The sequence below is a fragment of the Pseudomonas sp. BJa5 genome (assembly GCF_030272875.2).
Classification (GTDB): domain Bacteria; phylum Pseudomonadota; class Gammaproteobacteria; order Pseudomonadales; family Pseudomonadaceae; genus Aquipseudomonas.
This window is the reverse complement of sequence record NZ_JALRNG020000041.1, coordinates 22,960-44,666: the sequence shown is the minus strand read 5'-3', so window position 1 is coordinate 44,666 and position 21,707 is coordinate 22,960. Positions and strand designations below refer to the sequence as shown.

Genomic DNA, 21,707 nt, shown 5'->3' with positions numbered 1-21,707 from the left:
TCAGTGGACGTGCTCGGCGCTGGCCTTGCCCAGCTCCGACTTGAGGACGAAACTGCCCGCGGTTGCCACCTGCTGGCCGGCTTGCAGGCCCGTGCGGATCTCGACGAAGCCATTGGCGCTGGCGCCCAGTTCCACCGTTTGGGCGACAAAGCCTTCGGCAGTGCGCACGAACACCGTCGGGCGCTCTTCCAAGGTCTGGATCGCCTGCTCCGGCACGCTCAGGGCGGCCGGCACCTGCTCGGTCGGCACCTGTACTGCCACGAACAGACCGGGTCGCCAGGCGCCACGGGGGTTATCCAGGCTCACGCGCACGGTGGCGGTACGGGTTTGCTCGCCGAGCAGACTGCCGACATGGCTGATGGTCCCGGCAACCTGCTCGCCCAGTTCACTGGCGACGATGGTCACCTGCATGCCGGCGCGAACCTTGCCCAGGTCGCGCGGGGCCACGCCGAAGGTGGCCCAGACCCTGGACAGGTCCGACAGGGTGAAGGCCGCGCTGGTCTCGTTGACCACCTCGCCCGGCACCAGGTGCTTCTCGACGATCTGCCCGGCGAACGGCGCACGCAGTTCATAGCGATTGCCACCAGCCAGCACCGTCGAGCCACTCAGGGCGCTGATTTTCTGCCGGGCATTGGCCTGGGCGATCTCGGCTTCCTGCAGGGCCTGGCGAGCTTGCAGGTAGTCCTGCTCGGCGGAGATGCCCTCTTTCCACAAATCCTTTTCCCGCTGGTAGGTGCTGCGCGCCAGCTCCAGGCGCCGCTGGCTCGCCGCCAGTTCACTGCGCTGCTCGGAAATCTGCGGGCTGGCGATCACCGCCAGCAGGTCGCCGGCCTTGACCTGCTGGCCGAGCACCACGGCGACCGACTCGACCACCCCGGCCGCCCTGGGCACCATGTGCGCGGTGCGGTCTTCATCGAAGCGGATCTCGCCGGGCAGCGACAGGCTGCGCTGCAGTTGCCGGGACTCGGCGGCGGTCAGCTCGATGCCGGCCAGGTCGATCTGCTCCTGGCTCAGGCGGATCGCGCCCTCCTGCTCATGCCCCTCGGCGGATTCCTCGTGTCCGTGCTCGCCTTGCTCCTCTTCATCGTGATCACCTTCGGCGTGGCCATGGGCGGCCGCCGGCGTTGCCGCGCCCTGCGCAAGGCCGGTCTGGCGTGCCAGCAGCACACCCAGCCCCAGGCCCAGCAACAAGGCCGCGATCAGCAGCGTTGTGGACTTCTTGTTCATGCAGACTCCTTAGCACCCACCGCACAGGGGTGGCGTCGATCAAAAGTGGAAAGCGGCCGGGTTCAGCGGCTGGCCAGGTCCAGGTCGCCGAAGATCCGCTCCAGGCGCATCCGCGCCTCATTGCGCTGGGCCTGGGACTGCAGGTATTGCAGGCGCGCCGCGACCAGGGTGCGCTGGGCATCGAGGACATCCAGGAAGGCGAACTTGCCGCGCTCGAAGCCGCGGGTGGCGGTGTCCTGCGCCTGTTGTGCCGAAGGCAGGATGGAACGTTCGAAGGCGCTCACCTCCTGGTTGGCGGTGCCCCACTGGGCCAGGGCCTGGATCACTTCACTGCGCAGGCGCAGCTCGGCGCCGTTGCGCTGGTCGCGGGCCTGGTCGGCGCGACGGGCGGCGGCGAGGATGTTGCCCTGGTTGCGGTCGAACAACGGGATCGGCAAGGACAGCCCGACCACGTTGATGCGCTCGCGATCGGTCTCGCTGTACTGGCTGCCGACGCTTACCGTCAGGTCGGGGATGCGCTGGGTGCGGGCCAGGGCCAGGGCCGCTTCGCGCTGGTCGATCTGCAGGCGCGCCAGACGCATGTCGGCGGTCTGTTCAAGACGCTCGAGCAGCACGGTCCGGCTGGGCACGGCGGCGTCATCGTCGCTGCGGCCTTCAACACTATCGAAGCGGGCCATGGGCGCGCCGGTCACCGCCGCCAACTGCTGGTAGGCAACCGTCAACGCCTGTTCGGCCCGGCCCCGCTCCAGGCGTACTTCCGACACCTGCACCTGGGCCCGGGTGGCCTCCACTGGCGAGGCACTGCCGGCCTTGACCCGGCCCTGCACCACCTGCAGGCCGCGCTCGCTCAGTTGCAGCGATTGCTCGGCCAGTTGCAGGCCTTCCTGGGCCTGCACGGCGGCCTGGAACGCGGCGATCACATCGGCACGCAGGACATTGCCCTGACGCTCCAGCTCCAGCGCGGCGATATCGGCATCGCGACCGGCGACATCCAGCCGCGCACCGCGCTTGCCGCCCAGCTCGAACATCTGGCTGACACTGACCGTGGTGGTTTGCTTGCCGCTACGGGTGTCCTCGACCTCCCAGCCCAGCTCCGGGTTGGGCAGCACGCCGGCCTGGCGTCGCTCGCCTTCGGCGATATCGATGTCCCAGCGCACCGCCGCGAGCTCGGGATTGTTGTCCCGGGCGGCGCGCAGGGCGTTGTCGAGGGTCAGCACGTTGCCTTCGGCCAGCGCCAGCGACGGCACGGCCAGCAACGCCAGCATCAGCAACAGGCGGCCACGGCCTTTGCCGGGACGGTCCAGGGTGCAAAACATGGCGAACTCCTGCGCCTTTTTCGGAGTTCGCACTGTAGGTATCGGGGTTTATCCCCAAGATGACTTGAAAATTACAAATCTGTAATCCAGCCGAAGTCGCGCAGTCGATGGCTTAGTATCCGCCGCTCTATACGTTCACAGCCCTTGACCTTGCAGCCACTACAGGGTTGAGAATCACCGCCTTTTACTTCACCGGGTCATTTCATGCGTTTACTGATCATCGAGGACGAGCTTCGTACCGCCGAGTACCTGCAACAGGGCTTGAGCGAAAACGGCTACATCGTCGATTGCGCCCACAGCGGTGCCGACGGCCTGCACCTGGCCCGCCAGCAGCCCTACGACCTGATCATTCTCGACGTCAACCTGCCAGGGCTCGATGGCTGGACCGTGCTGCAGCGCCTGCGCGCCGACTCCACCACGCGCATCATGATGCTCACCGCCCACGGCCGGCTCTCGGATCGGGTCAAGGGCCTGGACCTGGGCGCCGACGACTACCTGCTAAAGCCGTTCGAATTCCCCGAACTGCTGGCGCGCATCCGCAGCCTGCTGCGGCGCAACGACCAGGCCCTGCAGCCCAGCACCCTGAGAGTCGCCGACCTGGAACTGGACCCGGGCCGGCACCGCGCCTACCGCGGCGGCCAGCGCATCGACCTGACCGCCAAGGAGTTCGCCCTGTTGCACCTGCTGATGCGCCAGAGCGGCGAAGTGCTGTCGCGCACCCAGATCATTTCGCTGGTCTGGGACATGAACTTCGATTGCGACACCAACGTGGTCGAAGTCTCGATCCGCCGCCTGCGGGCCAAGATCGACGACCCCTTCGACGACAAACTCATCCATACCCTGCGCGGTGTCGGCTACGTGCTCGAGTCGCGCGAATGAAACCGGCCCGGCTTTCCCTGCGCCTGGGCCTGAGCGTCAGCCTGATGGGCGCCGCCCTGGTGTTGCTGCTGGCGTGCCTGTCGGTGTTCGCCTTGGACCATGAACTGGACAGTCGCGCACGCAAGAACCTTGCAGCCAAGATGCCGCAGATCGAACACAGCCTGAAACTCGACCTCGAAGCCGGTACCCTGCAACCCCGCGCCCATCCGCTGCTGGATGTGGTGGTCGGCCATGACAACCTGAGCCTGAGCGTGATTGCCCTGACCGGCCGGCATTCTGCGCTGCTGACCCTGGGCCCCGGGCTGGATGCCGATGCCCTGCTGCAGATTCCCAGCGACAGGCACCTGTCCTTCAGCCACTGGCGTGACAGTGACCACCAACACCTGCTCACCGCCTCGCGGCTGATGCGCCTGCAGGACGGTACCGACGTGCGGGTGCTGCTCACGGTCAACCGCGCCGACGACGCTGCCCTGCTGCAGGCCTACCTGCGCTCGACCCTGCTGGCCCTGCCCCTGCTTCTGCTGCTGATCGGCTTTGGCGCCTGGAAGCTGGTACAACGCAGCCTGACCCCGCTGCACCGGTTTCGCCAGATCGCCGAACAGGTCTCGGCGCAACAACTGACCCTGCGTCTGCCAGAGCAGGACCTGCCCCAGGAACTGGCCGACCTGGCCCGGGGCATGAACGTGATGCTCGATCGGCTGGATGGCGGCGTGCGCCAGTTGTCGCAGTTCTCCGACGACCTGGCCCATGAACTGCGCACCCCCATCGGCAACCTGATGGGCAAGGCCCAGGTCACCCTGGCCCGGGAACGACCGGTCGAGGAATACAAGGAGGTCCTGGAAACCAGCATCGAGGAACTGACCCGGCTCAGCCGGATCATCAACGACATGCTGTTCCTGGCCCAGGTCAGCCAGCCGCAGACGCAGGTTCCGCTCAAGCCGGTGGCCCTGGCCGACGAAGCTACGCGAGTCAGTGAACTGTTCGAGATCAGCGCCGAGCACAAAGGCATCCGCCTGCGCCTGCAGGGCTGGGGCACAGTCATGGGCGATCGGTTGATGGTGCAGCGGGCGCTGTCCAACCTGTTGAGCAACGCCATTCGCCACAGCCCGGACGAACAGGTCATCGATATCGGTATCGAGCGTTGTGGCGATGAAGTCTGCCTGTGGGTGGAGAATGCGGGGCCGGGTATCGACCCGGAGCATCTACCCCACCTGTTCGAGCGCTTCTATCGCGCCGGTTCAGGGCGTTCGCGGCTCGAAGGCGGTACGGGGCTGGGGCTGGCGATCGTCAAGTCGATCATGGCGGTGCATGGCGGGCGGGTTGAGGCGAAGAGCAGGCTGCAGGGGCTGACCCGCTTCAGCCTGTATTTTCCGCAAGCTGCAGAGTAAGTACCGGCCTCATCGCCGGCTATGTTGGCTCCCACAGGGTCAACAGGGATACCTGTGGGAGCCGGGATAGCCGGCGATGAGGCCAACTGCCGACTCAGTGCCGGCTCGCCGCCACGATCAGCGCCTTCATCTCCGCCACCGCCGACTTGAAGCCGACGAACAGCGCATGGGCCACCAGGGCGTGGCCGATGTTCAGCTCGTTGATGCCCTTGATCGCGGCAACGGCTTCGACGTTGTGATAGTGCAGGCCATGGCCGGCGTTGACGATCAGGCCCTGGGCCAGGCCAAAGGCAACGCCATCGGCGACACGCTTGAGCTCTTCGGCGACCTCGGTCGGGGTTTCGGCGTCGGCATAGCGTCCGGTGTGCAGTTCGATCGCCGGTGCACCGACGCGGCGCGAGGCTTCAATCTGGCGCTCGTCGGCGTCGATGAACAGGGACACTTCCGAACCCAGGCGCGACAGGCGCTCGACCGCCGCCTTGATCCGCGCTTCCTGGCCGGCAACGTCCAGGCCGCCTTCGGTGGTCAGTTCCTGGCGGGTTTCCGGCACCAGGCAGATATGCGCCGGGCGGATGCGCTCGGCAAAGGCCATCATTTCTTCGGTGACGCCCATCTCGAAGTTCATGCGCGTCTGCAGCACGTCCTTGAGTACCAGCACGTCACGCTCCTGGATATGCCGGCGGTCTTCGCGCAGGTGCACGGTGATACCGTCGGCCCCCGCCTCTTCGGCGTCCAGCGCGGCTTTGACCGGATCGGGGTAGCGCGTGCCACGCGCCTGGCGCAGGGTCGCCACGTGGTCGATGTTCACGCCGAGCAGCATGCGGTTGCTTTGAGTCACGAAGAGGCTCTCCTGAAAATTGAGCCTCACAGCATACGACGTGCTCAGCGCTTGCGAAACAGTTCGCGACTGACCAGTGGCCGTCCACCCAGGTGCACGGCCAGCGCCTGGCGCATCAGGCGCTTGGCCGCGCTCAGGGCGCCGGGGGCGCTCCAGTCGGCTTCGGCCATGGCCAGCAGCTCGGCACCGCTGAACAGGCCCGGTTGCAACAGGTAGACACGCTCAAGCCCGGCATCCACCTGCAAGCGGTACCAGCCATCGACGACCAGGGGGTCGCCATTGATGTCCCGGTCCAGGGCAAAGGCGTAGCCCAGCTCGTCCAGCAGGCGCCATTCGAAGGCACGCAGCAACGGCTCCAGCGGCCGCCCGGCCGCCAGGGCCTGCAAGGTCGCGGCATAGTGTTCGAACAGGACGGGCTGGGGATCTTCGGCCGGTAGCAGGCGAATCAGTAGCTCATTGAGGTACAGGCCGCTGAACAAAGCATCGCCATGCAACCAGGCGGCGACACCGACGCTGTCCAGGCGACCGACCGTCTTGAGCTCGCCGCGTCCGCGAAATTCGACTTCCAGGGGAACGAAGGGACGCGCCTGGCTACCGCCCTTGCCCCGCGCGCGGCGAAGCACGGCACGCAGACGTCCTTGCGGGGTGAGAAAGTCCACCAGCGCACTGGTTTCACGGTAGGCCCGGCTGTGCAGCACATAGGCCGGTTGGCCGACTGGCAGATCCATGAGTGGCGCTTCGACAGAGGTTGGGCCCGGCAGCCAGGGCGGCCGGGCCGGGTGCGATCAGAGGTCGCCGTAGCCCAGCGAACGCAGGGCGCGCTCGTCGTCGGACCAGCCGCCCTTGACCTTGACCCAGAGGTTGAGCATGACCTTGGCGTCGAACAGTACTTCCATGTCCTTGCGCGCTTCGGAACCGATGCGTTTGATCCGCTCGCCCTTGTCGCCAATGATGATCTTCTTCTGGCCGTCACGCTCGACCAGGATCAGGGCGTGGATGTGCAGGATCTTGCCCTGCTGCTTGAACTCTTCGATTTCCACGGTGATCTGGTACGGCAGCTCGGCACCGAGCTGGCGCATGATCTTCTCGCGCACCAGTTCCGCGGCCAGGAAGCGGCTGCTGCGGTCGGTGATCTGGTCTTCCGGGAAGAAATGGTCGTTTTCCGGCAGGTGCTTGGCGATCAGGCCTTCCAGGGCGTCGAGGTTGTGGCCCTGCTGCGCGGAAATCGGCACGATCTCGGCGTTCGGCAGTTGCTCCTGCAACCATTGCAGGTGCGGGATCAACTCGGCTTTCTCTTCGATCCGGTCGGTCTTGTTGATGGCCAGGATCACCGGGCCCTGCACGTACTGCACGCGCTCGAGCACCAGTTGGTCTTCGTCGGTCCACTTGGTACGGTCGACCACGAAGATCACCACGTCGACGTCCTTGAGGGCAGCCGAGGCGGTCTTGTTCATGTAGCGGTTGAGCGCCTTCTCGTTGCTCTTGTGCATGCCCGGGGTATCGACGTAGATCGCCTGGACATCACCCTCGGTCTTGATCCCGAGCATGTTGTGCCGGGTGGTCTGGGGCTTGCGCGAGGTGATCGCGAGCTTCTGGCCGAGGATATGGTTGAGCAAGGTCGACTTGCCGACGTTCGGGCGGCCGACAATGGCGACATAGCCGCAGCGGGTAGTGTTGGTATCAGTCATTGCCATTCTCCACGCCCAGGGCGATCAGTGCTGCGGCGGCCGCGACCTGCTCGGCGATCCGCCGGCTGACGCCTTGCCCTCGGCTTTTTTCAGTCAAAAGGGTCACTTCGCATTCGACGAAAAACGTCCGGCAATGGGGTTCACCTTGAATATCCACCACTTCGTAGCGCGGCAGTTCACACGCCCGCGACTGCAGAAATTCCTGCAGGCGGGTTTTCGGGTCCTTGTTGGTATCGACCAGGGTCAGGCTCTCGAACTCGCCGGTCAGCCAGGCCAGCACGCGTTCGCGGGCGGTCTGCATGTCCGAATCGAGATAGATCGCGCCGATCAACGCCTCCAGGGCGTCGGCCAGGATCGATTCGCGGCGAAAGCCACCGCTTTTCAGTTCACCGGACCCCAGGCGCAGGTACTCGCCCAGGTCGAAGCCACGGGCCAGCACGGCCAGGGTCTCGCCCTTGACCAGGCGCGCGCGCAAGCGCGACAGCTGGCCTTCGCGGGCCTGGGGGAAGCGCTCGAACAGCGCTTCGCCGGCGACGAAGTTGAGGATCGCATCGCCGAGAAACTCGAGGCGCTCGTTGTTGCGCCCGGCAAAGCTGCGGTGCGTCAGGGCCAGTAGCATCAGCTCCTGGTTCTTGAAGGTGTAACCGAGCTTTCGCTCCAGGCGGCTCAAGGAAACGCTCACAGTGTACCCACGCGCAGTTCGTGGTCGATATTCAACGCTTTGTTCAAATCAACATCCTGAAAGACTGTTTGGCTCATGCCCACCGGCATCGGCGGCCCAGGCGGATCCGCGGATCCCTCTGAACACAGCCTATGCCAGAAATGCATTCGGCGCTGTCCCAGGACAGCGCCGTTGTCGTGTTACTGGATCAGGCCCACTCGCGACAGGCTCGGGAAATGGCTGAGCTTGGGCTCTGGCCAGCTCATCCAGACCGCGAAGGCCTTGCCGACGATGTTCTGGTCCGGGACCATGCCGTGCAGCGCCTTGGGAATGTTGGGGTCATCCCAGAAGCGGCTGTCGTTGGAGTTGTCGCGGTTGTCGCCCATCATGAAGTAATGGCCGGCCGGGACAGTCCATTGCTGGTCAGGCGGCATGCGGTAGCGGCTCATTTCCTTGCGGATCAGGTGCTCGGTCGCGCCCAGTTTTTCCTTGTACAGCTCGGCGCTGCCCAGGGTGCCTGGCTCGGTACCCACCAGTTGCTCGGCAATCGGCTGGCCGTTGACGAACAGCTTCTTGTCGCGGGTGTAGCTGATCTGGTCACCCGGCAGGCCGACCACACGCTTGATGTAGTTGACGTTCGGGTCGCTCGGATAGCGGAACACCATCACATCGCCGCGTTGCGGGTCACCGACTTCGATGACCTTCTTGTCGATCACCGGCAGGCGGATCCCGTAGGAGAACTTGTTCACCAGGATGAAATCGCCCACTTCCAGGGTCGGCTTCATCGATCCCGAGGGGATCTGGAAGGGTTCGACCAGGAACGAACGCAGCACCAGCACGATGAACAGCACCGGGAAGAACGACTTGCCGTACTCGACCAGCAACGGCTCCTTGTTCAACTGCTCGACCACGGCTATCTCAGGCTGGCTGACGCTGCCCTGATAGGTGGCGATCGCCGCACGCCGGCGCGGGGCCAGGAACAGCAGATCGATCAGGGCCAACAGACCACAGACGGCAACGGCGATGACTAGCAACAGCGGGAAATTTAGCGACATAGGACCTAACTATCCAACCTGAGCACGGCGAGGAAGGCTTCTTGTGGAATTTCCACGTTGCCGACCTGTTTCATGCGTTTCTTACCGGCCTTCTGCTTCTCCAGCAGCTTTTTCTTACGGCTGACGTCACCACCGTAGCACTTAGCCAGTACGTTCTTTCTGAGCGCCTTGACCGTGGTCCGGGCGATGATCTGGCCGCCGATAGCTGCCTGGATCGCCACGTCGAACATCTGCCGAGGGATCAGTTCCTTCATTTTTTCGGTCAGCGCACGGCCTTTGTAGGCCGCGTTGTCGCGGTGCACGATCAAGGCCAGGGCGTCGACCTTGTCGCCGTTGATCAGCACGTCCAGCTTGACCAGGTTGGCCGACTGGTAGCGATCGAAATGATAGTCCAGCGACGCGTAGCCGCGGCTGGTCGACTTGAGACGGTCGAAGAAGTCCAGGACCACTTCGTTCATCGGCAGGTCATAGCGGACCTGCACCTGGCTGCCGAGGAACTGCATGTCGCGCTGCACGCCACGCTTCTCGATGCACAGGGTGATGACGTTGCCCAGGTGCTCCTGTGGCACCAGGATGGTCGCGGTGACGATCGGCTCGCGGAAATCGGCGACCGCCGAGGCGTCCGGCAGTTTCGACGGGTTGTCGACGGTGATGGTTTCACCGGTCTTGAGTTCGAGCTCGTAGATCACGCTTGGTGCGGTGGTGATCAGGTCCAGGTCGTATTCGCGCTCCAGGCGCTCCTGGATGATCTCCATGTGCAGCATGCCGAGGAAGCCGCAACGGAAGCCGAAGCCCAGGGCGTCGGAGCTTTCCGGCATGTACTGCAGCGAGGAGTCGTTGAGCGTCAGCTTCTGCAGGGCGTCGCGGAAGTCTTCGAAGTCGTCGGAGCTGACCGGGAACAGGCCGGCGTAGACCTGCGGCTGGATCTTCTTGAAGCCTGGCAGCACTTCGACTTCCGGCGTCGACGACAGCGTCAGGGTGTCACCCACCGGCGCGCCGTGAATGTCCTTGATGCTGGCGATGATGAAGCCTACTTCGCCCGCTTTCAGATCGGCGGTCTGGGTGTGCTTCGGCGTGAACACACCGACGCTGTCGACCAGGTGCACCTTGCCGGTGGACTTGACCAGGATCTTGTCGCCTTTCTTCACCCGGCCTTGACGCACACGCACCAGGGAGACAACGCCCAGGTAGTTGTCGAACCAGGAGTCGATGATCAGCGCCTGCAGGGGCGCTTCGATGTCACCGGTCGGCGCCGGGATGGTCTGCACCAGGCGCTCGAGCACCTCGTCCACACCCATGCCGCTCTTGGCGCTGCAGGCCACGGCGTCGGTGGCATCGATACCGATGATCTTCTCGATCTCGTCCTTGACCTTGTCCGGATCGGCCTGGGGCAGGTCCATCTTATTCAGTACCGGCATGACCTCAAGGCCCTGCTCGATGGCGGTGTAGCAGTTGGCAACCGACTGGGCCTCGACGCCCTGGCCGGCATCGACCACCAGCAGCGCACCTTCGCAGGCGGCCAGGGAACGGCTGACTTCGTAGGTGAAGTCGACGTGACCGGGGGTGTCGATGAAGTTCAGCTGGTAGGTTTTGCCGTCCTGCGCCTTGTAGTGCAGGGTGACGCTGTGGGCCTTGATGGTGATACCGCGCTCACGCTCCAGGTCCATGGAATCGAGTACCTGGGCTTCCATTTCGCGCGCGGACAGACCACCGCACATCTGGATGAAACGGTCCGCCAGGGTCGACTTGCCATGGTCAATGTGGGCGATGATGGAGAAATTGCGGATATGACTCAAATCACTCACGGGTCAACACTCAAAAAGGCTGCGGGACGAACGCCCACCGAAAAATAGCCGGGAATTGTACCTGAAGCCGAAGGGATATGGGAGATTCCAATCGTCAATCGCGGGGCAACGTGGGAGCGGGCTTGCCCCGCGATTGCTGCCCCCTGACGAAAAAGGGCGGCCCAAGCCGCCCTCCTACGCTCAAACCGGCTTATTCAGCCAGCTTGAAGGTGATGAAGCTGGCGCGCCCCTGACGCAGCACGCGCATGGACACCGAACGGTTCTTCGGCAGTTCCTTGGCGATTTCGGTGAACTGCTTGGCCGACAGGATGGCCTGGTTGTTCAGGTGGCTGATGACGTCGCCCGGACGCAGGCCGATCATGGCCGCAGGGCCTTCCTGGACTTCCTTGATGACCACGCCACCCTTGAGTTCCAGGGTCTTTTTCTGCTCGGCGGTCAGGTCCGACACCGAGACACCCAGGCGGTTGCTGCTGCGCTCGGCACTGCCGTTGAGGCTGGAAGCGAGCTCGGCATCATCGTCTGGCAGGGCACCAATGGTGATGTCCAGGCTCTGGCGCTTGCCATTGCGGATGATGTCCAGCTTGGCCTTGGCGCCATCCTTCAGGCCACCGACCAGGTGCGGCAGGTCGGCGGACATGACGATCGGCTGGCCGTTCAGGCTCAGGATCACGTCACCCACCTGCAGGCCGCCCTTGGCCGCCGGGCCGTCTTCCAGGACCTGGGCCACCAGGGCACCGGCCGGTTTGTCGAGGCCGAAGGATTCAGCCAGGTCCTTGTTGACCTCCTGGATCACCACGCCCAGCCAGCCGCGGCTGACCTTGCCGTCTTTCTTCAACTGGTTGGAGACGTCCAGTGCCACATCGATCGGGATGGCGAACGACAGGCCCATGAAACCACCGGAGCGGGTGAAGATCTGCGAGTTGATACCCACCACTTCACCGTTCATGTTGAACAGCGGACCACCGGAGTTACCCGGGTTGATGGCCACGTCGGTCTGGATGAACGGCACGTAGGTGTCGTTGGGCAAGGTACGGCCCTTGGCGCTGACGATACCCTTGGTCACCGAATGGTCGAAGCCGAACGGTGAGCCGATGGCCAGCACCCACTCACCGACCTTCAGTTTCTCGGAATCACCCAGCTTGACGGTCGGCAGGTCCTTGCCTTCGACCTTGAGCAGGGCCACGTCGGTGCGTGGGTCGGTGCCAACCAGCTTGGCCTGCAACTCGCTGCGGTCCGACAGGCGGACGATGATTTCGTCGGCGTCGGCGACCACGTGGTTGTTGGTCAGCACGTAGCCGTCGCTGGAGATGATGAAGCCCGAGCCCAGCGACTGCGCTTCACGCTGGCGGTCACCACGCGGCGAACGCGGGGTCTGGGGCATGTTGCGCTCGAAGAATTCGCGGAACATCGGCGGCAGGCCTTCCAGGTCTGGGACCTGGCCGGTGGCGTACTTGCGATCCGGCAGTTTTTGCTTGGTACTGATGTTCACCACCGCAGGCGAGGCCTGCTCGACCAGGGTGGTGAAGTCCGGCAGGGCCTCGGCCTGGGCGGTGACCACCTGACCGAGCATGAGCACGGCGGCGAACAACGATAGGTAGGTTTTCAAGCGTGGTATTGACATACGGCTCCCGTCACAACGAGCGTGGTTAGCAGTAGGGTCCTGCAGAAGCAGGAAAGGCCAGTCCCCGAAAGGACTGACCTATAGAAAAGTTTTGAGTTTTTTGCAAACTGCAAAGCTTGCCAATCATGTCAGCCAAGGTGCCCTCGACCGCTCTGATCCATGCATTCTCATTGTTGCGCCTGGCCGTCCTGGGCACGCATCGACAGGGCAATCCGTTCGGCAGTACCGATCGGAATCTCACCGACCACAGTGACCATCACCTCACCCCGGGGTGTGGTCAAACGCCGGGAAACGGCCACGGTTGGCCCCAACTGGGTGCGGATGTCCGCCCCCGAGCCACCTTCCAGGGACTCGAGGAACACCGAGAAGCGCGCCAGGCCATCGTCGTACATCAGGCTGCTGACCGCGCCCTTGCCCTGGGGATCCTTGCGCACCGAACTGTCGATCAACTCGAACCCTGGCGGTAGCCAGTCGGAGCGCCAGCCAGTGGCCGGTTGCGCTGCCTGCATCGCTGCCTGGGCAACGGGCTTGCACTGCCCACTGGCCTTGAGCTCATCGTCACCTGGGGCCTGGTCGGTATCCAGACGGGTGAACTGGAAGCGCTCCAGCAGGCGGCCCTTGTCGTCGAGCATCAACGACTTGAGCGGCAGGCCGGTTCCACGATCGAGGTGCAATTCGAAAGCGTATCGATGCTGGTCACGGGGCGTGAGGGTCACGATGACCGCACCACGGCCCGCGACCCGCGACTTGCCGACGACCCCGAGGTCGTACCAGCTCATCAGTTTCAGGGGATCAAGCACTCGTGCCGCTGACTCCGGCGTGTTATCCACGCCCGGGACCAGGGTTCCGCTGACGCACTGGGTATGCCCGTCGACACGCACGACTTCCTGGGCCGGGCCATCGAGCTGCAGGAGGCGCTCGCTGACCTTGCCGTCCTGGACACGGTGCCAGATATCGTGGGTGGAGAAGCTACCGTTACGCTCGTAAACGAAAGTACCCTGATAACTCTGCTGTTGCTCGGCCTGGGCCAGCTTCTTGAGCCAGTCACTCGCCTCTGGAGACGAGTTGGCCGCATGGGCCGGCAGTGTCAGCCAGCCGCCCAGCAACAGCGGTATAAGAGGTAGCGCGCGCATGATCCTCCCTACTTAGCGATTTTCCAGGCTGGCCGCGCGGGCGTATGGCAGGGCGCTCTCGGTGCCCTTGAGGGCCGCTTCCTGAGCATGCTGGCGCAGATAGCCGGGCAGACGCTGGTCGTGCCAGCCGGATTGCCCTTGCAGCACGCCATTGGCCATCGGACCTGGCTGTTCTGCACTCTCACTATAGCCTGCCAGCACGGCGGGGCCTTGAACTTGTGGCACGACCACACCCTGCTGGGCAGGTTGCTGGGCAGCCAGCTGAACGCCACTGATCTCGTCCTGGTTGTACAGGCGCACACCGGCCAACACAGCCACGGTGACCGAAGCGGCCACGGCCAGGCGACCCAGGCTGCGCCATGGACCACGGTTGACCTTGACGGGTGCGGCTTCGTCGGCCAGGGCGGCGGACACGGCAGCGGCGATATCCAGGCGGGGCAGCACCAGTTCCTTGTGCATGGCCGCACGGGCGACCTGGTAGCGCGACCAGGTGGCACGGGTTTCGGCGTCGTCGACGGCGTTCAACACCCGACGTAATTCCAGCTCGTCCGCTTCGTTATCCATCACCGCGGACAGCGATTCCTGCAACGCTTCACGACTCATGGCGGTTCCTCTCTTGGCTGTCGCCGCTGTCTCAGGTTTCCTGCAACAACGGCTGCAGGGCTTTATCTATGGCCTCCCGAGCGCGGAAGATTCGGGAGCGCACGGTACCCACCGGACATTGCATGACGCTGGCAATGTCCTCGTAACTCAGACCATCGAATTCACGTAAAGTTAACGCCGTACGCAAATCTTCTGGCAGTTGCTGAATGGTCCGATGGACGGTGCCTTCGATCTCATCTCGCAACAACGCACGCTCGGGGGACTCCAGATCCTTGAGGCCATGATCGCCGTCGTAAAATTCCGCATCCTCGGAACTCACATCGCTGTCCGGTGGCCGCCGACCGCGGGACACCAGATAGTTCTTTGCCGTGTTGATGGCAATGCGGTACAGCCAGGTATAGAAAGCGCTGTCACCGCGAAAATTGCCAAGCGCCCGGTAGGCTTTGATAAAAGCTTCCTGCGCCACATCCTGTGCCTCATGGGTGTCGTGTACGAAACGCACGATCAACCCGAGAATCTTGTGCTGATACTTCAGCACCAACAGATCGAACGCTCGCCTGTCGCCACGCTGCACGCGCTCGACAAGCTGCTGATCCTCTTCCTGGGTTAGCATGAACACTCCTCAGTGGACTTGAAGGAGCACTGCGTCAAGCTTCGTTCAGGCCTGCAACCATAGACTCGGGCTTTTCGCAAAAGTTCTCCCCTCCAAGCAAGTTTCCTGCGGCCCTTGGTCGGCTCGCACGAAAAACGCAGCGCGGTCTCGGCCGGCTGCGTCGATAATCGGGTCTCGAATACGCAGGCAGTGCCCTTTGACGGGTCGCTACCGCGCGTCGCCGCGGCATTATGGCGTGCGTACAGCCTTCTATGGATATCCACACAGGGTGGAAAGTTCCACAAAAAGCCCCCAGCCCTGCGCAAGCGCCATTGGAAATCAGGGCCTTGGGGCTGATATAAAGGCAGCCGATCCAGATTCACGATAGTTTCACATTGCCATAAGCGCCTGACTATTGTGCCGATCCCCCCCTTCAGATACTAGTGTCCTGACATGAGCCAACAATTCCAACATGATGTCCTCGTGATCGGCAGCGGCGCCGCTGGTCTGAGCCTGGCGCTGACCCTCCCCGACCACCTGCGCATCGCCGTGCTCAGCAAGGGCGACCTGGCCAGTGGCTCGACCTTCTGGGCCCAGGGCGGGGTTGCCGCGGTGCTGGACGACACCGACACCGTGCAGTCCCACGTCGAGGACACCCTCAATGCCGGCGGCGGCCTGTGCCATGAAGACGCCGTGCGCTTCACCGTCGAGCATAGCCGCGAGTCGATCCAGTGGCTGATCGACCAGGGTGTGCCCTTTACCCGCGACGAACACGCCAGCGTCGACGACGGTGGCTTCGAGTTCCACCTGACCCGTGAGGGTGGCCACAGCCATCGGCGCATCATCCATGCCGCCGACGCGACGGGCGCGGCGATCTTCACTACCCTGCTGGCCCAGGCGCGCAAGCGGCCGAACATCGAACTGCTGGAGCAGCGCGTGGCGGTCGACCTGATCACCGAACGACGCCTGGGCAAGGACGGCGATCGCTGCCTGGGGGCTTATGTCCTGAACCGCAACAGCGGCGAAGTCGACACCTATGGCGCACGCTTTACCGTGCTCGCCACCGGCGGCGCAGCCAAGGTCTACCTGTACACCAGCAACCCCGACGGCGCCTGCGGCGACGGCATCGCCATGGCCTGGCGCGCCGGCTGCCGGGTGGCCAACCTTGAGTTCAACCAGTTCCACCCGACCTGCCTGTACCACCCCCAGGCCAAGAGTTTCCTGGTCACCGAGGCCCTGCGCGGTGAAGGTGCCCTGCTGCGCCTGCCCAATGGCGAGCGCTTCATGCCGCGCTTCGACCCCCGGGAAGAACTGGCGCCGCGCGATATCGTCGCCCGCGCCATCGACCACGAGATGAAGCGCCTGGGCGTGGACTGTGTGTACCTGGACATCAGCCACAAGCCCGCCGACTTCATCAAGAGCCATTTCCCCACCGTGTATGAGCGCTGCCTGACCTTCGGCATCGACATCACCCGCCAGGCCATACCGGTGGTACCGGCGGCCCACTACACCTGTGGCGGGGTCATGGTCGACGACCGTGGCCATACCGACGTACCCGGCCTGTATGCCATCGGCGAAACCAGCTTCACCGGCCTGCACGGCGCCAACCGCATGGCCAGCAACTCGCTGCTCGAATGCTTCGTCTATGGCCGCGCCGCAGCGGCCGACATCGAAGCCCACCTGGACCAGGTGAGCATGCCCAAGGCCCTGCCCTGCTGGGACGCAAGCCAGGTAACCGACTCGGACGAAGACGTGATCATCGCCCACAACTGGGACGAGTTGCGGCGTTTCATGTGGGACTACGTGGGGATCGTGCGCACCAGCAAGCGCCTGCAGCGCGCCGAGCACCGGGTACGCCTGCTGCTGGACGAGATCGATGAGTTCTACAGCAACTACAAGGTCAGCCGCGACCTGATCGAGTTGCGCAACCTGGCCCAGGTGGCCGAGTTGATGATCCGTTCGGCCATGCAGCGCAAGGAAAGCCGCGGCCTGCATTACACCCTGGACTACCCGGGCATGCTCGACGAGGCCCGCGACACTATTCTGCAGCCGCCCACCTACGTCGACTGAACTTCAGGCGCACGCGCAGGCGCCGGTGCTGCACCGGCTCCAGCGCGTCATGGCTGATGCACAACCCTTCACTCAAAAGGCGCCCGGGGCGGCGATAGCGCAGCACGACCAGGCCCGGCAGGGCCAGGCTGTCAGGCAGCAGCTGCACCACGTGCCAGCCTTGCGCCCGGCTGAACAGTTGCCAGCCGCCGGCATCCCGCCGCAAACCGCAGATCGCCTTCGGATGAGTGAGCAGGATTCGCCGGGGAATCATCCAGCCCGCCTGCACCAGGCACAAGGCAGCGCCAGACAGGCGCATCCAGCCAGGGAGCTGGAGCAGACTCAGAGCCAGCAAGGCCAGCGCCAGGCTGGCCAGGTAGGCCGCCAGCAGGCTGTTCGAGCCTTGCCAACGGCATTCGAAGCGGTCACTTGGGCTGGACACGATCCAGGATGATGCGAACCATGCGCTGCAGCTCCGGGTCGTCGGACTCACTGCGTTCCATGAACCAGCCGAACATGTCCTGGTCTTCGCAGCTGAGCAAGCGCTTGTACAGGTCACGATCTTCCTGGCTCAGGGTCGGGTAGACCTCCGCGCTGAACGGGACCAGCAGTACGTCCAGCTCGAGCATGCCACGGCGGCTGTGCCAAAAGAGCCGGTTGAGTTCAGTTTGTTCGACCATGAAGCCCTCCTAAAATAGGCCGCCAGTATACAGAGCCAGCGCCCCGGGGACACGCGACGTTGGTCCGGACATCTGCGCAAAAAATGACAGAGGCCTTTACTCAACTACCTATTTTGCCGGTGGCGCTCTATCATGGCAGCCAGTCTTACTACCCTGCGATGACCCATGGCCGACTCCGCTTTTTTCTGCACCCTTTCCCACGAAGGCGTCCTCGCCGTCCGCGGCTCGGACGCCGGCAAGTTCCTGCAAGGCCAACTGACCTGCAACCTCAACTACCTGGGCGACAACACCAGTAGCCTGGGCGCCCGCTGCATGGTCAAGGGTCGCATGCAATCGAGCTTTCGCATCCTGCCCGAGAGCGATGGTTTCCTGCTGGCCATGGCCCGCGAGTTGCTCGAACCGCAGCTGGCGGACCTGAAAAAGTACGCGGTGTTCTCCAAGGCCAAACTGACCGATGACAGCGACGCCTGGGTGCGCTTTGGCCTGAACGCGGGCGAAGCGGCCCTGTCGGCACTGGGGCTTGAAGTGCCTGCGCAGATCGACGCCGTCACCCGCCATGAAGAGCTGATCGCCATCCTGGTGTCCAGCGGCCGTATCGAGCTGTGGGTGCCGGCCGGACAGGCCGCCGCCGTGCAGGAGAAACTCGGCGCACAGCTGCCCCGGGGCGAACTGAACGACTGGCTGCTGGGGCAGGTCCGCGCCGGCATCGGCCAGGTCATGGCCCAGACCCGCGAGCTGTTCATCCCGCAGATGATCAACCTGCAGGCCGTTGGTGGTGTCAGCTTCAAGAAGGGCTGCTACACCGGCCAGGAAATCGTCGCGCGCATGCAGTACCTGGGCAAGCTCAAACGCCGCCAGTACCGCGTGGCGCTGGCCAGCGACGCAGTGCCCGAGCCTGGCACCGAGATCTTCTCGCCGACCCATGGTTCGTCCGTCGGCGAAGTGGTCCTGGCTGCCCGCAGCGCAAACGGTTGTGAACTGCTGGCGGTATTGACCGCCGACGCCGTGGAGGATAACAACCTGCACCTGGGCAGCCCCGACGGACTGGGCCTGACCCTGCTGGATTTGCCCTACGAACTGGACCGCGACCGCGAGATCCAGCGCTGAGCCAGCCCCCTGCCCCGGTGTGGCGAACGCCGGGGCGCTTCTTGAATTGCGTTAGAGATACCCGATGAACAAGCTGGCCGAGATGGTCCAGACCCAGTTGCTGTCTGCCATCGATAACGATGACCTGGTACTGCCGACCTTGCCGGAGGTAGCCCTGAGCATCCGCGAGGCCGCCGAAGACAGCGAGATCAGCGTCAGCACCCTGAGCAAGGTCATCGGCCGCGATGCCGCCCTCTCGGCGCGCCTGATCAAGGTGGTCAACAGCCCGCTGCTGCGCGCCACGGTCGAAGTCACCGACCTGCAAACCGCCATCACCCGCCTGGGCATCAACTACAGCTGCAACCTGGCCATCGGCCTGGTGATCGAGCAGATCTTCCACGCCCGTTCCGAGGTGGTGGAAAAGAAAATGCGCGAAATCTGGACAACCAGCCTGGAAGTGGCAGGCATCAGCTACGAACTCTGCCGACGTTACACCCAGCTGAAACCCGACCAGGGCGCCCTGGCCGGCCTGGTGCACCAGATCGGCGTGCTGCCGATCCTGATCTACGCCGAAGAGCACAACGAACTGCTCTCCGACCCGGTCTGCCTGAACTACGTCATCGACCAGATCCACCCGACCCTGGGCGACAAGATTCTCGGTAGCTGGGAGTTCCCCGAACAGCTGGTCAGACTGCCCGGCCTGGTCCAGGACCTGGACCGCGGCACGGAGCGCGTCGACTACGTCGATATCGTCCAGATCGCCCGCACCCTGAGCCCCGCCACCGGCCCGTCACGGCCACTGGCAGCGCTACCGGCCTACCGCCACCTGGGGCTGCCGACCGGCACCGAACTGGAAGCCTGCGAACTGCTCAATGCCCGTGCCTTGTTCCGCTAGTCGACGCTAAAGCTCACCCGTACTTTCAAGCCGCCACGCTCACCGTCGTGCAGGCTGATCTGCGCCAGGTGGGCGCGGCAGATCTCGCCGACGATGGCCAGGCCCAGGCCGGTGCCCTGGGGACCACGCCGATAGAAACGTTCGAACACCCGCTCGCGTTCATGTTCGGGAATGCCCGGGCCATCGTCCTCGACTTCGAGCGTGCCCGGCGCGCTGACCCGCAGGATCACGTTGCCGCCCTTGGGCGTATGGGCCAGGGCGTTGTCCACCAGGTTGCTGAGCAATTCGTTGAGCAAGGTCGGCTCGCCCCGGACATACACCGGCGCTTCGGCCTCCAGCGCCAGCGCCACGCCACGGGCATAGGCCAGTGGCGCCATGGCCATGCCCAGCTCACGGGCCAGTTGACTGAGGTCGAGCAACTGCGCACCGCCCTCGGCAATCGCCCGCGCGCCGTTCTCCACCCGCGCCAGCGACAGCAACTGGTTGGCCAGGTGGGTCAGGCGATCGGTGCCCTGGGCCGCCGACTCCAGGGTGTCGCGCCACACCTGCGGCTCATTGGAGCGCAGGCCCAGCTCGACCCTGGCCTTGAGCGCCGCCAGGGGCGTGCGCAATTCGTGGGCGGCCTCGGCAATGAACTGCGCCTGGCGCTCGAACTGCTCGCGCAGGCGCTCGGTGAAATGGTTCAAGGCCCGCACCAGCGGGCTCAGTTCGCGCTGCACCTCCACCACCGGCAACGAGCGCAAGTCATCGGGCTGACGCTCTTCCACGGCACTGCGCAGGCGCTCCAGCGGGCGCAACGCGGCGCTGACCGCGAACCACACCAGCAGCAACGCCCCCAGCGCCAGCATGCCCAGGCGCAACAGGGTGTCGGCCATCAGGCTGCGGGCCATGCGCACCCGCGCCTCTTCGGTCTCGGCCACGCGAATCTCGGCCATGCCGTTCATGTTCGGCTCGCTGACCGCCTTGAGCAGGCTCACCACGCGCACGTCCTGGCCCAGGTAACGGGCATCGTAGAAACGCGCCAGGGCCGGGTAGTCGTCGGTGCGCGGCGTGCCGGGCGGCGGTGGAGGCAGGTTTTCGTAGCCGGAGATCAGGCGTTGATGGATATCGTTGACCTGGTAGTAGATGCGCCCGGCGCTGTCGTAGGCGAAGGTGTCCAGGGCCACATAGGGGACATCGGCACTGAGGGTGCCGTCGCGCTGGGACAGGCCGGCGGCGATGGTGCGCGCCGAGGCCAGCAGGGTGCGGTCATAGGCGGTGTCGGCGGCTTCGCGGCCGTTCCAGTAGGCGCTCAGGCCACTGGCCAGCATCAGCACCACCAGCAGGATCGCCAGGTTCCACAGCAGCCGCCCGCGCAGGCTGCCGATGTCACGCATCGCGGTGCTCGAGCAGGTAGCCGAGCCCCCTGAAGGTGACGATGGCCACCGCATGGCCGTCGAGCTTCTTGCGCAGGCGGTGGATGTAGATCTCGATGGCATCGGCACTGGCTTCCTCGTCCAGGCCGAACACCTGGGCCGCCAGTTGCTCCTTGCTCATCACCCGTCCGGGACGGGCGATCAGGGCTTCGAGCACGGCCTGCTCGCGGGAGGTCAGGGTCATCAATTCGTCGCCCAGGGTAAAGCGCCGGGTGTCCAGGTCATAGACCAGCGGGCCACAACGCTGCTGGCGCTCGCCACCGAGCACACTGCGGCGCAGCAGGGCCTTGACCCGGGCCTCCAGCTCGGTCAGCTCGAACGGCTTGGCCAGGTAGTCGTCGGCGCCCAGGTTCAGGCCATGGACGCGGTCCTTGACGTCACTGCGCGCGGTCAGCATCAGCACCGGCAGGGTCTTGCCCCGGGCCCGCAGGCGCGCCAGCACCTCGAAGCCGTCCATGCGCGGCAAGCCCACATCGAGCACGGCCACGGCGTATTCCTCGCTGGCCAGGGCCAGGTCGGCGGCCACGCCATCGTGCAGCACATCAACGGTCAAGCCGGTGCTCTTAAGGGCCTGGGCCACGCTTTCGGCCAGTTGCAGATGGTCTTCGACGAGCAGCACACGCATCGATTTCTCCAAGGTCGCGTCGCGGTCAATGGCGCGGAGTGTACCGCCGACAGCCCGCCTGTGAAGCCTTCGAAACAATGAAAAGCTGTTGAAAGGTTAGCGAAAGGTTGAGCCCCTAGCATCCACTCACGGCTCACTCTGCTTGCCGTAC

21 protein-coding genes are annotated in these 21,707 nt (G+C 64.4%); 5 read left to right on the top strand and 16 right to left on the bottom strand.

Features of this window, described 5'->3' with window-relative positions; all coding sequences use genetic code 11:
* Together M2D63_RS21245 and M2D63_RS21240 are read right to left on the bottom strand one after the other, a co-directional pair.
* Entirely contained in the window at nt 1-1,227 is a 1,227-nt protein-coding gene (locus M2D63_RS21245; protein WP_285864980.1) for an efflux RND transporter periplasmic adaptor subunit, read from the bottom strand.
* A gap of 62 nt (nt 1,228-1,289) precedes the next feature.
* A complete protein-coding gene (locus tag M2D63_RS21240; RefSeq protein WP_405310723.1) occupies nt 1,290-2,543 on the bottom strand; it encodes a TolC family protein in 1,254 nt (417 codons plus the stop codon).
* A 204-nt stretch (nt 2,544-2,747) separates the two neighbouring features.
* Here M2D63_RS21240 and M2D63_RS21235 point away from each other — a divergent pair, with 204 nt between their 5' ends.
* Together M2D63_RS21235 and M2D63_RS21230 are read left to right on the top strand one after the other, a co-directional pair.
* Nucleotides 2,748-3,422, top strand: coding sequence for a heavy metal response regulator transcription factor (locus M2D63_RS21235; protein ID WP_285864979.1), 675 nt, complete (start codon nt 2,748-2,750; stop codon nt 3,420-3,422).
* Nucleotides 3,419-4,810, top strand: a complete 1,392-nt coding sequence (locus M2D63_RS21230; protein WP_285864978.1) for a heavy metal sensor histidine kinase — start codon at nt 3,419-3,421, stop codon at nt 4,808-4,810. The genes M2D63_RS21235 and M2D63_RS21230 overlap by 4 nt, the downstream gene beginning before the upstream one ends.
* A gap of 94 nt (nt 4,811-4,904) precedes the next feature.
* Here the strand turns inward: M2D63_RS21230 and pdxJ are convergent, their stop codons facing one another.
* The 10 genes from pdxJ to rpoE all read right to left on the bottom strand — a co-directional run bounded on the left by pdxJ (nt 4,905) and on the right by rpoE (nt 14,827).
* Complete coding sequence (pdxJ, locus tag M2D63_RS21225; RefSeq protein ID WP_371925176.1) at nt 4,905-5,630, bottom strand: pyridoxine 5'-phosphate synthase; 726 nt, start codon at nt 5,628-5,630, stop codon at nt 4,905-4,907.
* Nucleotides 5,631-5,692: 62 nt separating this feature from the next.
* Nucleotides 5,693-6,376 carry a DNA repair protein RecO gene (recO, locus tag M2D63_RS21220; protein ID WP_285864976.1) on the bottom strand — a complete coding sequence of 228 codons (684 nt, stop codon included), beginning with the start codon at nt 6,374-6,376 and terminating at the stop codon, nt 5,693-5,695.
* A gap of 57 nt (nt 6,377-6,433) precedes the next feature.
* Nucleotides 6,434-7,336, bottom strand: coding sequence for a GTPase Era (gene era, locus M2D63_RS21215; RefSeq protein WP_285864975.1), 903 nt, complete (start codon nt 7,334-7,336; stop codon nt 6,434-6,436).
* Nucleotides 7,329-8,018 carry a ribonuclease III gene (gene rnc, locus M2D63_RS21210; protein WP_285864974.1) on the bottom strand — a complete coding sequence of 230 codons (690 nt, stop codon included), beginning with the start codon at nt 8,016-8,018 and terminating at the stop codon, nt 7,329-7,331. The genes era and rnc overlap by 8 nt, the downstream gene beginning before the upstream one ends.
* Before the next feature lie 179 nt (nt 8,019-8,197).
* Complete coding sequence (gene lepB / locus M2D63_RS21205; protein ID WP_285864972.1) at nt 8,198-9,052, bottom strand: signal peptidase I; 855 nt, start codon at nt 9,050-9,052, stop codon at nt 8,198-8,200.
* Nucleotides 9,053-9,057: 5 nt separating this feature from the next.
* Nucleotides 9,058-10,857 (bottom strand): translation elongation factor 4, encoded by a 1,800-nt coding sequence (gene lepA, locus M2D63_RS21200; protein ID WP_285864970.1) that lies wholly within the window; start codon nt 10,855-10,857, stop codon nt 9,058-9,060.
* A 190-nt stretch (nt 10,858-11,047) separates the two neighbouring features.
* Nucleotides 11,048-12,427, bottom strand: a complete 1,380-nt coding sequence (locus M2D63_RS21195; RefSeq protein ID WP_405310726.1) for a DegQ family serine endoprotease — start codon at nt 12,425-12,427, stop codon at nt 11,048-11,050.
* Nucleotides 12,428-12,645: 218 nt separating this feature from the next.
* The gene (locus M2D63_RS21190; protein ID WP_285864968.1) at nt 12,646-13,611 is read right to left on the bottom strand and encodes a MucB/RseB C-terminal domain-containing protein; all 966 of its coding nucleotides are present in this window, start codon (nt 13,609-13,611) and stop codon (nt 12,646-12,648) included.
* 12 nt (nt 13,612-13,623) lie between these two features.
* The gene (locus M2D63_RS21185) at nt 13,624-14,214 is read right to left on the bottom strand and encodes an RseA family anti-sigma factor (RefSeq protein ID WP_285864967.1); all 591 of its coding nucleotides are present in this window, start codon (nt 14,212-14,214) and stop codon (nt 13,624-13,626) included.
* A 31-nt stretch (nt 14,215-14,245) separates the two neighbouring features.
* Nucleotides 14,246-14,827 (bottom strand): RNA polymerase sigma factor RpoE, encoded by a 582-nt coding sequence (gene rpoE, locus M2D63_RS21180; RefSeq protein WP_010220971.1) that lies wholly within the window; start codon nt 14,825-14,827, stop codon nt 14,246-14,248.
* A 432-nt stretch (nt 14,828-15,259) separates the two neighbouring features.
* Between rpoE and nadB the strand changes: the two genes are divergently transcribed.
* A complete protein-coding gene (gene nadB, locus M2D63_RS21175; protein WP_285864965.1) occupies nt 15,260-16,876 on the top strand; it encodes an L-aspartate oxidase in 1,617 nt (538 codons plus the stop codon).
* On the opposite strand, the gene M2D63_RS21170 is transcribed toward nadB, so the two are convergent.
* A complete protein-coding gene (locus tag M2D63_RS21170; RefSeq protein ID WP_285864964.1) occupies nt 16,845-17,297 on the bottom strand; it encodes a protein YgfX in 453 nt (150 codons plus the stop codon). The two genes, nadB and M2D63_RS21170, sit on opposite strands and share 32 nt — an antisense overlap.
* A complete protein-coding gene (locus tag M2D63_RS21165; RefSeq protein ID WP_285864963.1) occupies nt 17,281-17,535 on the bottom strand; it encodes a succinate dehydrogenase assembly factor 2 in 255 nt (84 codons plus the stop codon). Before M2D63_RS21165 ends, M2D63_RS21170 begins: the two co-directional genes overlap by 17 nt.
* A 165-nt stretch (nt 17,536-17,700) precedes the next feature.
* Between M2D63_RS21165 and M2D63_RS21160 the strand changes: the two genes are divergently transcribed.
* Both M2D63_RS21160 and M2D63_RS21155 read left to right on the top strand, forming a co-directional pair.
* Nucleotides 17,701-18,642 (top strand): folate-binding protein YgfZ, encoded by a 942-nt coding sequence (locus M2D63_RS21160; protein ID WP_285864962.1) that lies wholly within the window; start codon nt 17,701-17,703, stop codon nt 18,640-18,642.
* A 64-nt stretch (nt 18,643-18,706) separates the two neighbouring features.
* On the top strand, nt 18,707-19,516 hold the full coding sequence (locus M2D63_RS21155) for an HDOD domain-containing protein (protein ID WP_285864961.1): 810 nt from the start codon (nt 18,707-18,709) through the stop codon (nt 19,514-19,516).
* Here the strand turns inward: M2D63_RS21155 and M2D63_RS21150 are convergent.
* Nucleotides 19,513-20,892: a sensor histidine kinase gene (locus M2D63_RS21150; RefSeq protein ID WP_285864960.1), complete on the bottom strand. Its 1,380-nt coding sequence runs from the start codon at nt 20,890-20,892 to the stop codon at nt 19,513-19,515. The genes M2D63_RS21155 and M2D63_RS21150 overlap by 4 nt on opposite strands.
* Nucleotides 20,885-21,556, bottom strand: coding sequence for a response regulator (locus M2D63_RS21145; RefSeq protein WP_285864959.1), 672 nt, complete (start codon nt 21,554-21,556; stop codon nt 20,885-20,887). The genes M2D63_RS21150 and M2D63_RS21145 overlap by 8 nt, the downstream gene beginning before the upstream one ends.
* Between the last annotated feature and the right edge of the window lie 151 nt (nt 21,557-21,707).

Excerpts from the sequence above, each read along its gene's own strand:
- M2D63_RS21245 (WP_285864980.1), bottom strand. The coding sequence starts at position 1,227 with ATGAACAAGAAGTCCACAACGCTGCTGATCGCGGCCTTGTTGCTGGGC.
- M2D63_RS21240 (WP_405310723.1), bottom strand. The coding sequence starts at position 2,543 with ATGTTTTGCACCCTGGACCGTCCCGGCAAAGGCCGTGGCCGCCTGTTG.
- M2D63_RS21235 (WP_285864979.1), top strand. The coding sequence starts at position 2,748 with ATGCGTTTACTGATCATCGAGGACGAGCTTCGTACCGCCGAGTACCTG.
- M2D63_RS21230 (WP_285864978.1), top strand. The coding sequence starts at position 3,419 with ATGAAACCGGCCCGGCTTTCCCTGCGCCTGGGCCTGAGCGTCAGCCTG.
- pdxJ (WP_371925176.1), bottom strand. The coding sequence starts at position 5,630 with ATGCTGCTCGGCGTGAACATCGACCACGTGGCGACCCTGCGCCAGGCG.
- recO (WP_285864976.1), bottom strand. The coding sequence starts at position 6,376 with ATGGATCTGCCAGTCGGCCAACCGGCCTATGTGCTGCACAGCCGGGCC.
- era (WP_285864975.1), bottom strand. The coding sequence starts at position 7,336 with ATGACTGATACCAACACTACCCGCTGCGGCTATGTCGCCATTGTCGGC.
- lepB (WP_285864972.1), bottom strand. The coding sequence starts at position 9,052 with ATGTCGCTAAATTTCCCGCTGTTGCTAGTCATCGCCGTTGCCGTCTGT.
- M2D63_RS21195 (WP_405310726.1), bottom strand. The coding sequence starts at position 12,427 with ATGCTCGGTCAGGTGGTCACCGCCCAGGCCGAGGCCCTGCCGGACTTC.
- M2D63_RS21190 (WP_285864968.1), bottom strand. The coding sequence starts at position 13,611 with ATGCGCGCGCTACCTCTTATACCGCTGTTGCTGGGCGGCTGGCTGACA.
- M2D63_RS21185 (WP_285864967.1), bottom strand. The coding sequence starts at position 14,214 with ATGAGTCGTGAAGCGTTGCAGGAATCGCTGTCCGCGGTGATGGATAAC.
- rpoE (WP_010220971.1), bottom strand. The coding sequence starts at position 14,827 with ATGCTAACCCAGGAAGAGGATCAGCAGCTTGTCGAGCGCGTGCAGCGT.
- nadB (WP_285864965.1), top strand. The coding sequence starts at position 15,260 with ATGAGCCAACAATTCCAACATGATGTCCTCGTGATCGGCAGCGGCGCC.
- M2D63_RS21165 (WP_285864963.1), bottom strand. The coding sequence starts at position 17,535 with ATGGTCGAACAAACTGAACTCAACCGGCTCTTTTGGCACAGCCGCCGT.
- M2D63_RS21160 (WP_285864962.1), top strand. The coding sequence starts at position 17,701 with ATGGCCGACTCCGCTTTTTTCTGCACCCTTTCCCACGAAGGCGTCCTC.
- M2D63_RS21155 (WP_285864961.1), top strand. The coding sequence starts at position 18,707 with ATGAACAAGCTGGCCGAGATGGTCCAGACCCAGTTGCTGTCTGCCATC.
- M2D63_RS21150 (WP_285864960.1), bottom strand. The coding sequence starts at position 20,892 with ATGCGTGACATCGGCAGCCTGCGCGGGCGGCTGCTGTGGAACCTGGCG.
- M2D63_RS21145 (WP_285864959.1), bottom strand. The coding sequence starts at position 21,556 with ATGCGTGTGCTGCTCGTCGAAGACCATCTGCAACTGGCCGAAAGCGTG.